8 protein-coding genes, 1 tRNA gene and 1 pseudogene are annotated in these 12384 nt (G+C 63.5%); all 10 read right to left on the bottom strand.

Translation table 11 applies throughout. The features are described from left to right. Positions 1-63: 63 nt before the first annotated feature. Positions 64-183 (bottom strand): DLW-39 family protein, encoded by a 120-nt coding sequence (locus G9E11_RS20875; RefSeq protein ID WP_223256960.1) that lies wholly within the window; start codon positions 181-183, stop codon positions 64-66. Between the two features lie 70 nt (positions 184-253). Continuing rightward, positions 254-327: transfer RNA gene (locus G9E11_RS12840), tRNA-Ile, on the bottom strand. Between the two features lie 99 nt (positions 328-426). Next, on the bottom strand, positions 427-1074 hold the full coding sequence (locus G9E11_RS12835; protein WP_190606302.1) for a DUF3566 domain-containing protein: 648 nt from the start codon (positions 1072-1074) through the stop codon (positions 427-429). Further along, positions 1071-3806, bottom strand: coding sequence for a DNA gyrase subunit A (gene gyrA, locus G9E11_RS12830; RefSeq protein ID WP_190606300.1), 2736 nt, complete (start codon positions 3804-3806; stop codon positions 1071-1073). Before gyrA ends, G9E11_RS12835 begins: the two co-directional genes overlap by 4 nt. A gap of 58 nt (positions 3807-3864) precedes the next feature. Continuing rightward, the gene (gene gyrB / locus G9E11_RS12825) at positions 3865-5955 is read right to left on the bottom strand and encodes a DNA topoisomerase (ATP-hydrolyzing) subunit B (RefSeq protein WP_190606298.1); all 2091 of its coding nucleotides are present in this window, start codon (positions 5953-5955) and stop codon (positions 3865-3867) included. A 361-nt stretch (positions 5956-6316) separates the two neighbouring features. Beyond that, on the bottom strand, positions 6317-6874 hold the full coding sequence (locus G9E11_RS12820; protein WP_190606297.1) for a DciA family protein: 558 nt from the start codon (positions 6872-6874) through the stop codon (positions 6317-6319). After that, on the bottom strand, positions 6861-8063 hold the full coding sequence (recF, locus tag G9E11_RS12815; protein ID WP_190606296.1) for a DNA replication/repair protein RecF: 1203 nt from the start codon (positions 8061-8063) through the stop codon (positions 6861-6863). Before recF ends, G9E11_RS12820 begins: the two co-directional genes overlap by 14 nt. Further along, positions 8063-8974, bottom strand: a pseudogene (gnd, locus tag G9E11_RS12810) (phosphogluconate dehydrogenase (NAD(+)-dependent, decarboxylating)); the annotation flags it as partial. The gene recF and the pseudogene gnd, both read right to left, overlap by 1 nt. A gap of 91 nt (positions 8975-9065) precedes the next feature. Beyond that, complete coding sequence (dnaN, locus tag G9E11_RS12805; protein ID WP_190606294.1) at positions 9066-10190, bottom strand: DNA polymerase III subunit beta; 1125 nt, start codon at positions 10188-10190, stop codon at positions 9066-9068. Between the two features lie 537 nt (positions 10191-10727). Beyond that, positions 10728-12149: a chromosomal replication initiator protein DnaA gene (gene dnaA, locus G9E11_RS12800; RefSeq protein WP_190606293.1), complete on the bottom strand. Its 1422-nt coding sequence runs from the start codon at positions 12147-12149 to the stop codon at positions 10728-10730. Positions 12150-12384: the final 235 nt, after the last annotated feature.

The following is a 12384-nucleotide window of genomic DNA, read 5'->3' as shown; positions in this document are numbered from 1 at the left end:
CAACCCGCCCATCATACCCTAGTTCCGGAGCCTGACTGACCAGCCTCCGCACCGGGATCCGGGCTACTCAACCTTGTCGGTTGATTCGCTCCAGACTGTTTTCCGGGCTTCGGATTCCTGCACTTTTTTCTTGTAGAGGAGGGCGCCTGCGACTGCAGCTGCAATGACCAGCAACTTCTTCACATGCACCCCGTTCCGGATTGATTCCTATGGAATCCAACCTAAACCTCAACTTGAACCTGTGCAGGTTCCGTGGGCGTACCAGGACTTGAACCTGGGACCTCTTCGTTATCAGCGAAGCGCTCTAACCGCCTGAGCTATACGCCCCGATGCCTCATCGGGCCGAGACAAGACTTTACAGCACATCCCGGCCCGATCTCAAATCGAGGCATTCCACCGGAGTTTTCCCCCGGAAATACAGGGTTTTTAGTCGTCGGTGAGGGTCACGCCGATGCCGCCAACAAGCGTCGCCGAGATGTTGTACAGCACGGCCGACAGCATGGACAGGGCAGTCAGCAACACCACATTCACAACGGCGATGATCGTCGCGAAGGACGCCACCTGGCCCAACGACGCGACCTTCTTCAGTTCGAAGCCGCCGCCCTCGGAACCGGCGAGGGTTCCCAGCAGGCTGTCCACCTGGTCGAAGATGCCGGTCAGGTCCAGCACGGTCCACAGCACGATGGCGGCCACGACTGTGACGATGCCAAGCGCGACGGACAGCAGGAACGCCATTTTCAGGACAGACCAGGGGTCAACCTTGCTGACCAGAAGCCGGGCACGGCGCACCTTGGCCTTCGGAGCCGGCTTGACCAGTCCGGCCGCACCCTGCGGGGCCTGCGGCCGCTGTCCGGGGGCTGCGGGGCGCTGTGCCGGCGCAGCCGGCCGCTGGCCCTGTCCTGCGGGCGCCGGGCGCTGTCCCGCACCTGCAGGACGCTGTCCCGGAGGGCCCGACGGCGTGGCCGGGCTCTGCTGGGGACGCACCGGGGCATTCACCCGGGGAGCGGACGCCGGCTGACGCATCCCGCCGGGACCATTAGTGCTCGGCTTGGGAAATGAGTCGGAATTGCTCACTCGTTACCTCCGGTGTTGTCTTCGTTCGCCTCAGCATCGCCGGACGTTCCTTCTGCTTCATCGGCCAGTCCTGAAGCCGCCTCTGCGGCTTCCTCGTCTGGTCCGGCATCTTCAGCCAACGTTACGTCATCGGCAGCGATAGCCAAGATTTCTGACGCACTCGGTTCATCAGTGTGGTCGGCCTCGGATTCACGCTCTGCGCTGGCTTCAACTTCCTCTTCGAGGCCGCGTTCAGTGTTGCGGGCCACCTCGATGATGCGGTCGTTCTTGTCCGGCTTCGCGAAGATGACGCCCATCGTGTCGCGGCCCTTGGCGGGGACGCCGGCCACGGATGAGCGGACAACCTTGCCGCCGCCCATGACCACGAGGACTTCGTCTTCCTCCTGGACCACCAGGGCACCCACAAGGTCCCCGCGTTCCTCGGCGAGCTTGGCCACCTTGATGCCGAGGCCGCCGCGGCCCTGCAGCCGGTATTCCTCGACGGCAGTGCGCTTGGCATAGCCGCCTTCGGTCACCACGAAAACGTAGGAGCCCTCGGCCACCACGTTCATGGCGAGCAGTTCGTCGTCCTCCCGGAACTTCATGCCTGTCACGCCGGACGTGGCACGTCCCATGGGCCGGAGTGCGTCATCGGTGGCCGTGAAGCGGATCGACTGCCCCTTGCGGGAGACCAGCATGAGGTCGTCCGTCTCGGAAACCAACTGCGCGGAGACCAGTTCGTCCTCATCCCGGAGGTTGATGGCGATGACACCCGCGGACCGGTTGGTGTCGTAGTCCTCCAGCCGGGTCTTCTTGACCAGGCCGCGCTTGGTGGCCAGCACCAGGTACGGCGCGTGCTGGTAGTCCTTCAGGTCCAGCACCTGGGCGATGTGCTCGTCCGGCTGGAAGGCCAGCAGGTTCGCCACGTGCTGACCCTTGGTGTCGCGGCCGCCCTCGGCAAGTTCGTAGGCCTTGGCCCGGTACACGCGTCCGAAGTTGGTAAAGAAGAGCAGCCAGTGGTGTGTGGTGGTGACGAAGAAGTGTTCCACCACATCATCGCCGCGCAGCTGGGCACCCTTGATGCCCTTGCCGCCGCGCTGCTGCGAACGGTAGTTGTCGCTCCGCGTGCGCTTGACGTAGCCGCCGCGGGTGATCGTGACCACCACTTCCTCTTCAGGAATGAGGTCTTCCATGGACATGTCGCCGTCGTAACCCATGAGGATCTGCGTGCGGCGGTCGTCCCCGTGCTTTGCCACGATCTCGGCGAGTTCCTCGCTGATGATCGAGCGCTGGCGTTCCTCCGAGGCGAGAATCGCGTTGTATTCGGCGATCATGGCTTCGAGTTCGGTGTGCCGGTCCTGGATCTTCTGTCGTTCCAGGGCAGCCAGCCGGCGCAGCTGCATGTCGAGGATGGCGCGGGCCTGGATCTCATCGATTTCCAGCAGCTGCATTAGGCCATCGCGTGCTGCCTCCGTAGTGCTCGAGGCGCGGATCAGGGCGATGACCTCGTCCAGCATGTCCAATGCCTTGAGGAGGGCACGCAGGATGTGCGCTTCTTCCTCGGCCTTGCGCAGGCGGTAGCGCGTGCGCCGGGCGATGACATCCATCTGGTGCGTGACCCAGTGCCTGATGAACGCGTCGAGGCTGAGAGTGCGCGGCACTCCATCCACGATCGCCAGCATGTTGGCGCCGAAGTTCTCCTGCAGCTGGGTGTGCTTGTAGAGGTTGTTCAGCACCACCTTGGCGACGGCGTCGCGCTTGAGGACGATAACCAGGCGCTGCCCGGTGCGGCCGGACGTCTCATCGCGGAGGTCGGCGATGCCCTGGACTTTTCCGTCCTTGACCAGTTCGGCGATCTTGATGGCCAGATTATCCGGGTTGGCCTGGTAGGGCAGCTCGGTGACGACGAGGCAGGTCCGCCCCTGCAGCTCCTCCACATTGACCACAGCGCGCATGGTGATGGAGCCACGGCCGGTGCGGTAGGCATCCTCGATGCCCTTGTGGCCCAAAATGGTGGCGCCGGTGGGGAAATCGGGTCCCTTGATGCGCTTCAGCAGCTCCTCGAGGAGCTCCTCGCGGCTGGCGGTCGGGTTGGCCAGGTACCACTGGACGCCGTCGGCCACCTCCCGGAGATTGTGCGGCGGAATGTTGGTGGCCATGCCGACGGCGATGCCCGAGGACCCGTTGACCAGCAGGTTGGGGAACCGCGCCGGGAGGATGGTGGGTTCCTGGTTCTTGCCGTCGTAGTTGTCCTGGAAGTCGACGGTCTCCTCGTCGATGTCCCGAACCATCTCCATGGCGAGCGGCGCCATCTTGGTTTCCGTGTACCGCGGGGCCGCGGCGCCGTCGTTGCCGGGTGAGCCGAAGTTGCCCTGGCCCAGTGCCAGCGGGTAGCGCATGGTCCAGTCCTGGATCAGGCGCACCAGGGCATCGTAAATCGCCGTGTCGCCGTGCGGGTGGTACTGGCCCATGACCTCGCCCACCACACGGGCACATTTGTTGAAGGCGCGGTCCGGGCGGTACCCGCCGTCGAACATCGCGTACAGCACGCGGCGGTGGACAGGCTTCAGCCCGTCGCGTACGTCCGGCAGCGCACGGCCGACGATGACGGCCATGGCGTAGTCGAGGTAGGAGCGCTGCATCTCCGTCTGGAGGTCCACCTGCTCCACGCGGTCCACCAGCACGTCGCCCTCCAGTACCGGCTCCGTGCCTTCCGGAGACTCAGCCGGGACCTCGGGTGTTTCGTCACTCATAGTCTGTTTTTTCCGTTTCAGGTATATGTCGGTTCTGGAATATCAAGCGCGCAAACCGCTAAATATCGAGGAACCTGACGTCCTTGGCGTTCTGCTGGATGAAGTTTCGGCGGGACTCCACATCCTCGCCCATCAGCACGGCGAAAATCTGGTCGGCGGCGGCTGCGTCCTCCATGGTCACCTGCAGGAGGGTGCGCCGGTCGGGGTCCATGGTGGTATCCCAGAGTTCGGTATAGTCCATCTCGCCCAGACCCTTGTAGCGCTGGATGCCGTTTTCCTTCGGAATGCGGCGGCCTGCGGCCTGGCCGGAGACCAGAACGGCGTCACGCTCACGGTCGCTGTAGACGTAGTCGTGCGGTGCGTTGGACCACTTGATCCGGTACAGCGGCGGCTGCGCGAGGTAGACGTAACCGTTCTCGATCAGAGGCCGCATGTAGCGGAAGAGCAGAGTCATCAGCAACGTCGTGATGTGCTGGCCGTCGACGTCGGCATCAGCCATGAGCACGATCTTGTGGTACCGCAGCTTGCCCAGATCGAAGTCCTCGCCGATGCCCGTGCCAAACGCGGTGATCATGGACTGGACCTCGTTGTTGCCCAGTGCCTTGTCCAGGCGTGCCCGCTCCACGTTCAGGATCTTGCCGCGGAGCGGAAGGATGGCCTGCGTTTCAGGATTGCGGCCGCGCTTGGCCGAACCGCCTGCCGAGTCACCCTCCACCAGGTAAACCTCGCACTTCGAGGGATCCTTCGACGAGCAGTCGGAGAGCTTGCCCGGCATGCCGAAGGACTCCAGCGGGCTCTTTCGGCGTGCATTGTCACGGGCCTTGCGGGCGGCCATCCGGGCCTGCGCGGCGGAAATGGCCTTGCGGATCACGTCGCGCGCGGGGCCGGGGTTGCGTTCCAGCCAGTCGCCGAGCTGATCGGTGACCACGCGCTGGACAAAGCCCTTGACTTCAGAGTTGCCCAGCTTGGTTTTGGTCTGACCCTCGAACTGGGGCTCGGACAGCTTCACCGAGATGACGGCCGTCAGGCCTTCGCGGATGTCGTCGCCGGTAAGGTTCTCTTCTTTTTCCTTGATAATGCTCTTCTCCCGCGCGTAGCGGTTGATAAGCGACGTCATCGCGGCGCGGAACCCTTCTTCGTGGGTACCGCCTTCATGCGTGTTGATGGTGTTGGCGTACGTGTGCACGCTTTCGGAGTACGCAGTGGTCCACTGCATAGCCATTTCGACGGCGATATGCCGCTCGGTGTCCTCGGTCTCGAAGGCGATGACGTCCTCGTGGACCACATCCACCTTCTTGCTCGAGTTAAGGTGCTTGACGTAGTCAAGCAGACCGTCGTTGTACTGGTAGACCACCGTGCGGTGCTCGGCAAGGACCTCGCCCTCGGTGAGGACACCGTCCAGGTCCAGGTCGCCGGCTTCATCAGTGCCGGCGGCGGCTTGGCGCTCGTCCGTCAGGGTGATGCGCAGCCCCTTGTTGAGGAAGGCCATCTGCTGAAACCGGGCGCGGAGTGTTTCGAAATCGAATTCCACGGATTCGAAGATGCTGGGATCCGGATAGAAGGTCTGGGTGGTTCCCGTTTCGTTGGTCTCCTCACCCTCGACCAGGGCGCCCTGGGGCTTGCCGCCGTCGGCAAAGGACATCCGCCAGACGTGGCCCTGCCGGCGGACCTCGGTGTTGACGCGGGAAGAGAGGGCGTTGACCACCGAGATACCCACACCATGCAGACCACCGGAAACGGCGTAGCCGCCGCCGCCGAACTTTCCGCCGGCGTGCAGGATGGTCATGACCACCTCAACGGTGGGCTTGCCCTCGGTGGGGTGGATGTCCACCGGGATGCCGCGGCCGTCGTCGGTTACCTTGACGCCGCCGTCCGCCTGCAGAACAATCTCGATGTGCGTGCAGTAACCTGCGAGGGCCTCATCCACCGAGTTGTCCACCACTTCGTACACCAGGTGGTGCAGGCCGCGCAGACCGGTGGAGCCGATGTACATGCCAGGCCGTTTGCGGACGGCCTCTAGGCCCTCAAGAACGGTGATGTCGCTGGCGCCGTACTCCCGCGGTGTGGCGGTCTCAGCCCGGTCACCGGTGGTTGGGGCATCCTCCGTCACGGGATCCACTGCCTCGATATCTGCATTGTCGTTAGCCACAGGCGCTTTCGACTCCTCTACGTTCGATGATGGCCGGCCTCCGCCGTCCGCCGAAGCAAAGGGCGGCCGCCAAAAGGCACGTCACTGTAGCGCCAGCTGCTTGGTCGACCTGCGGAACCGCTCCCGCTCATGAAAAAGCACGGGAAAACGGACTCAGTCGACGTTTCACCCGCGCCCAGTTATCTAGGGGAATTCTATCGTGAAATGCCGCTGTTTCCCGCATTGGCGGGGCGCGGACGCGGCCCAATATGCCCCTAGCTGGCCATTGGCTCCGCCTGCAAGGCTCCAGCAGGCCACGTTTTGGGCTCCTATACGGCCGACGGCGGTTTAAGCGCCCTATACGCCGTTTGCGGTTTCACTCTTACCCGTAGGTGTCCCGGGGTCCGCGGCCGTTGACGGTACGCCCGCCCTTGCGCCAGCTTGGTGCCGCCGGGCCCAGCACCTGGATGCTCGTGACCACGCCATCACCGAGTTCGGAACGGAACTTTTCGAGCAGGCTCATGCTGAGCAGCCGGAGCTGAGTCGCCCACGCCGTTGAATCACACCTGACGTGGAGGGTGGTATCGGTGAAGCTCTCCGGGGTGCAGTGGGCAGAGATTTCCGGCCCCACAAGCGTCGGCCACTCGGCCATGACCGAGCCCACGGCCACCGGGGAGGTCCAGCCGCGTTCGGCGACCAGCCGCCCCACGACTTTTCCCAGTCCCAAGGGATCGCGTCCGGTCGAGTGGAACTGGCTGAAGCCCCGCGTTCCCCCGGAAGCGGTTCGCGGTTTTTGGCTGGCGCCGGCCCGCGGCGCCTTCCGGCGGATTTCGCCGCGGGCTGCGGCTGCCTCACGCATTCTGTTCAGCGCCGCCTGGGCGGCATCGATTTCATCGGGATCGCGGCCCGGCTGCAGGCCGCCGTCCTTATCCCTGTTCATCGATGCCTCCCGGGATTACCTTCACCCGCCGGCCCGACAGCTCGTCCGGAATATCGGCGTCGACCGCGGCGGTGACCAGCACCTGCTCGGCGCCGGCAACTATTGCCGCCAGTTTACGCCGCCGTTGGACATCGAGTTCAGCGAAAACGTCGTCCAGGATGAGGATCGGTGCGGAGCCTCCGGTGCGGGCGTCGTCGAGCATGACGTAGTAGGAGGCCAGCCGCAGGGAAAGGCACATGGACCATGTTTCACCGTGCGAAGCGAACCCCTTGGCGGGAGCCTGGCCCAGCACGAGTTCCAGCTCATCCCGGTGCGGACCCACCAGTGAGATGCCCCGTTCGCGTTCTTTGCGGCGGGACGCCGCGAAGGCCTGCACGTAGCGTTCGGCAAGCTCATCCACGGACAGCAGGCGCAGATCATCTGCCGGGTCTCCCGGCCCGGATGGTGCCGTCGAAGCGCTGGCCGGCTCGCCGTCGTCGTCCATCATGTTCTGCAGCGTTGAGCGATAGACCGCATCCGCGGCCTTCGAGCCATCGGTCAGCTGGGCGTAGGCATTGTTGAGGTGGGGCCGCAGGCGCTCGACGAGTTCCAACCTGGCGTGGAGCAGCTCCGCCCCGGCGCGTGCCATGTGCTGATCCCAGACATCGAGGGTGGCGTCGTGGCCGGCGGTGAACTTGCCGGCCCGTGCCGACTTCAGCAGTGCGTTCCGCTGTTTGAGCACCCGGTCGTAGTCGCTGCGGGTGGCAGCGTGGCGCGGAATGAGGCTCACCAGGAGCTCGTCCAGGAAACGGCGCCGGTTTGACGGATCACCCTTGACGAGCGCCAGGTCCTCCGGGGCGAACAGGACCGTGTGGCAGATGCCCAGCAGGTCGCGCGCACGGACCGGGTTGCTGCGGTTGATGCGTCCGCGGTTGGCCCGGCCGCCGTTGATTTCGAGCTCCAAGATGGTGGACTGTTCGCCGCGGACCAGCTTCGCCCGGATCAGGGCACGCTCGGTTCCGAAGCGCAGCAACGGCCCGTCGGCGCTGACCCGGTGCGAACTCAGGGTGGCGAGGTAGCCGATGGCCTCCATCAGGTTGGTCTTGCCTATACCGTTGGAGCCGACCAGGACCGTCACGCCCGGGTCAAACCGGAGATCCACCTGGGCGTAACTGCGGAAGTCGGTCAGGGACAGGTGTTCTAGGTACACTACTTGGCTGGACGGGTGGCATGCCCGCCGAACTGGTTACGCAGTGCGGACACCATCTTCATGGCCGGCGAGTTGTCCTCCCGCGAGGCGAAGCGGGCAAACAACGCGGCGGTAATGGCGGGGGCCGGAACCGCATTGGCAATCGCCTCTTCGACGGTCCAGCGGCCTTCACCGGAGTCTTCGACATAGTCGTCGATCGAGGCCAGTCCCGGATCCTCATCCAGGGCCTTCACCATGAGGTCGAGCAGCCAGGACCGGACGACGGTTCCCTTCTGCCAAGCGCGGAACGTTCCCGGAAGGTCCGTGACAATTTCCTTGGCGGCGAGGAGTTCATAGCCTTCCGCGTAGGCCTGCATCAGGCCGTACTCGATACCGTTGTGCACCATTTTCGCGTAATGGCCTGCGCCGACGCCGCCCACATGGACGAAGCTGTCCGCTCGGTCCCCTTCCGGGCGGAGGGCGTCAAAGACGGGAAGGGCACGTTCGATGTCCTCGGCGTCGCCGCCGGCCATAAGCCCGTAGCCGTTTTGCAGGCCCCAGACTCCGCCGGAGACACCGCAGTCGGCGAAGCGGATTTCCTTTTCGGCCAGGGCCGCGGCGTGCTTCTGGTCCTCGGTGAAACGGGAGTTGCCGCCGTCGATCACCATGTCGCCGGGCTGCAGCTTCGCACCGAGTTCGGTGATGACGGCGTCGGTGATTTGACCGGCCGGAACCATGACCCAGATCAGGCGCGGCGCAGGAAGTGCAGCGATGAGCTCGTCCGTGGAGGCGACATCGGTGACATCGGGGTTACGGTCGAAGCCAGTGACGTCAATTCCGCCCTTGCGCAGCCTTTCGCGCATGTTGAAACCCATTTTTCCAAGGCCGATCAGTCCGATATGCACCGTGTGAACTCTTTTCTGCGCGGATGGTTAGGGGTTCAGGACCGCCCAACTAGGTAGCACCTCGGGGCGTTCTGAGGGCTCAGAAGCCCCTCAGCTGCTACTTAGTTGGGCGAGTGGCTTAGTTGGGCAGGCGCACCGGCATCACGAGGTAGCGGTAGTCGTCCTGGTCCTCACCGTCGATGTCGTTCTGCGCGGTGATCATGGCGGGCTTGGGGGCCGTGGTGAACGAGAAGCGCACGAACTTAGTTTCGATCACGCTGAGGCCTTCAACGAGGTAGTGCGGGTTGAAGGCCACGGTGATGTCTTCGCCGGACAGCTGTGCTTCGAGCTCTTCGGAGGCCTGTGCGTCCTCGCCGGTGCCGGCGTCGAGGTGCAGCTGGCCCTGTGTGAATGCGAGCCGGACCGGGGTGTTGCGTTCTGCGACGAGTGAAACGCGGCGGACGGCCTCCACAAGTTCCTGGGTCTGCACGGTGGCGTGAATCGGCGTGGAATCCGGGAACAGCGAGCGGATCTTGGGGTAGTCGCCGTCGACCAGCAGTGACGTGGTGGTGCGGCCGCCGCTTTCAAAGCCGATGAGCCGGCTGTCGTCCTCGGCGATGGCCAGGTTGATGTCCCCGCTGCCGCCCAAAGTCTTGGCAACCTCGTTCAGCGTTTTGGCTTTGACCAAGGCACTGGTGGAGATGCCCGGAGTGACGGGCTTCCAGGGTACTTCGCGCATGGCGAGCCGGTAGCGATCCGTGGCCAGGAGCGTGATGAGGTCATCCTCGATCTCCATCCGCACGCCGGTGAGGATGGGAAGGGTGTCGTCCTTGCTGGCCGCGATGATCACCTGGGATACAGCCTGGGCGAAGGCGTCGCCGGCGACAGTACCGGTGATGGTCGGAAGCGCAGGCAGGGGCGGGTATTCCGCCTCGGGCATGGTCGCCAAGTGAAAGCTGCTTCGGCGGCAGGTGAGTGTGACCTTGTTGCCGTCGGTTTCGATGTCCACCGGGGCCGACGGAAGGCTGCGGCAGATGTCTGCGAGGAGGCGACCGGAAACCAGGATGGTGCCTTCGTCCCTGATGTCGGCAGGAATCTCAAGGCGCGCTGAGGTCTCGTAATCGAAGCTGGACAGGCTGACGGTCCCGGATTCGGCCTTGAGCAGAAGGCCGGAGAGCACGGGAACTGGCGGCCGCGGAGACAACGACCGGGCTGTCCATGTGACGGCTTCTGCCAGGACGTCCCGTTCGACTCTGAACTTCACGGAAGGGTGCCGCCTTTCATTGCTGCTGCCATTTTTTGAACGGGAACTCGCTAGGAGCCCACTAGACCGGTGCCCCAAAGTCCCGGAACCTGCATGGTCCGCGCATGGCAGACCGCAAACAAACCCAGGGATGGGAGCGCTGCAGACAGCTTAGCCGGAATAACAGGGATTTCCCCATCCCCGCCAGTGATGCCGGCTCTGCCGGCTGCCAGTGGCCGATGCTTTGGCCGGTGCGGTGGAGGTCCGGGAACGAGATTGTTATTTGAGGGATTTCAATTTTTTGGGATTAGTAGTGTTAATAACTGCTGTGGAAACTGTGGATAACCGGGTTTCACGGCTCGGATCCGCGGTTAAGCCCTGTTCATGGACTGTGGGTTCGGCACGTTTTAAACAGGGTGTGGATGGGGACAACATTTTTGGCCTGTTGCGGTGATCCACAGACGCCTTAAGGGTTTTAAGCCCATTAACCGCGGTTGTCCCCTTAACTGTCCACAGGGTTATCCACACACCCCTGTTAATAAGGTTAAGAACCTGGGATCAGGAGTCGCGCTGCTGCTGCTTGATCCGGTTGGTGAGCTCGGTGACCTGGTTGTAAATCACACGTCGCTCGGCCATGAGTTCACGGATCTTTCGGTCTGCGTGGATCACGGTGGTGTGGTCGCGGCCGCCGAGCTCCTGGCCGATCTTGGGCAGCGACATGTCGGTCAGCTCGCGGCACAGGTACATGGCGATCTGGCGTGCGGTCACCAGAGTCCGGGTCCGCGACTTGCTGCAGAGCTCCTCCAAGCTGAGCTTGAAGTAATCCGCGGTCTGCTGCAGAATCTGGCCCGACGTGATTTCCTGGGCGCCGTCGTCGGTGATGAGGTCCTTGAGCACCATCTCCGCGAGAGCCACGTCCACCGGCTGGCGGTTGAGGCTGGCGAACGCCGTCACACGGATGAGGGCGCCTTCGAGTTCGCGGATGTTGCTCGCTATTTTCGAAGCGATGTACTCCAGCGCGTCGTCCGGCGCGGAGAGGCCTTCGCTGAGGGCCTTCTTCCGGAGGATGGCGATGCGGGTCTCCAGTTCGGGCGGCTGGATGTCCGTCAGCAAGCCCCACTCGAAGCGGGACTTCATCCGGTCCTCGAAGCCCGCCAGTAGCTTGGGAGGCTGATCCGAGGTGATGACCACCTGCTTGTTGTTGTTGTGCAGCGAGTTGAACGTGTGGAAGAACTCCTCCAGCGTCCGGTCCTTGCCGGCCAGGAACTGGATGTCGTCGATCAGCAGGACGTCGACGTTGCGGTACGTCGTCTTGAAGCTGGCGCCCTCATCGTCACGGATCGAGTTGATGAAGTCGTTGGTGAATTCCTCGGAGTTGACGTACCGGACGCGGATGCCGCTGTAGAGCCGCCGGGCGTAGTGGCCAATGGCGTGCAGCAGGTGGGTCTTGCCCAGACCTGAATCGCCGTAAATGAACAGCGGGTTGTACGCCTTGGCCGGGGCTTCGGCCACTGCGACGGCCGCAGCATGGGCAAACCTGTTGGAGGAACCGATCACGAAGGTGTCGAAGACGTACTTGGGGTTGAGCCGGCCGAATTCGTGTGAGGTGCTCGGCAGCATGGGCTGCGGCTTCTGTTCGAGGGACGGATCGGTTGCGAGGGAAAGCTCGACGGCGGGTTCCGGCTCCTCGTGGATGGGCACCAGATCGGTGTCTACGTCGATGGCGCAGCGGATGTCGTCCGAGAACACGTTCCGGAGCGCATCATCGAGCGCGTCCTTGACCTGGGTCTGGAGCACTTCCCTGGTCAGTTCGTTGGGCACAGCAACGAGAAGGGTGGAACCGATGAGGCCCTGGGCCTGCGCGAGGATGACAAAGCCGCGTTGCCGGGGCGAGACGCGGTCATCCTGCTCGAGAAGATTCACCACGCGCCGCCAGGAACTTCCGACAGTGTTGGCGTGGTTGGCTTCGTCTACTGTCATCAAATTTGGTTCCTCAAAGCTTGCTGCCTGCATTACATGCAGCCGCAAGCCCGAAACCAGGGTGCTGGCCCGGCTTAATCCACAGCGTTATGCACAGTCCGTGGATAATCGGCTACTGGGACACTCTAGGGGATGAAAAGCCTAGAAGATAGCTGGGAAGTGCCTTGTGGATAATTACACCGTTGTGGTTCGAAAACGGCGATCGTGAGCCGCTTCATCCACAGGCTCGGCGCCC

Origin of the sequence: Arthrobacter ipis (assembly GCF_014694315.1) — a bacterium.
Taxonomy (GTDB): Bacteria; Actinomycetota; Actinomycetes; order Actinomycetales; family Micrococcaceae; genus Arthrobacter; species Arthrobacter ipis.
Note: the sequence above shows the minus strand (reverse complement) of the source record. Positions and strands in the feature narration are given on the sequence as shown.

Coding starts and splice junctions, on each gene's coding strand:
- gyrA (WP_190606300.1), bottom strand. CDS start 3,806: ATGAGTGACGAAACACCCGAGGTCCCGGCTGAGTCTCCGGAAGGCACG.
- G9E11_RS12820 (WP_190606297.1), bottom strand. CDS start 6,874: ATGAACAGGGATAAGGACGGCGGCCTGCAGCCGGGCCGCGATCCCGAT.
- dnaA (WP_190606293.1), bottom strand. CDS start 12,149: ATGACAGTAGACGAAGCCAACCACGCCAACACTGTCGGAAGTTCCTGG.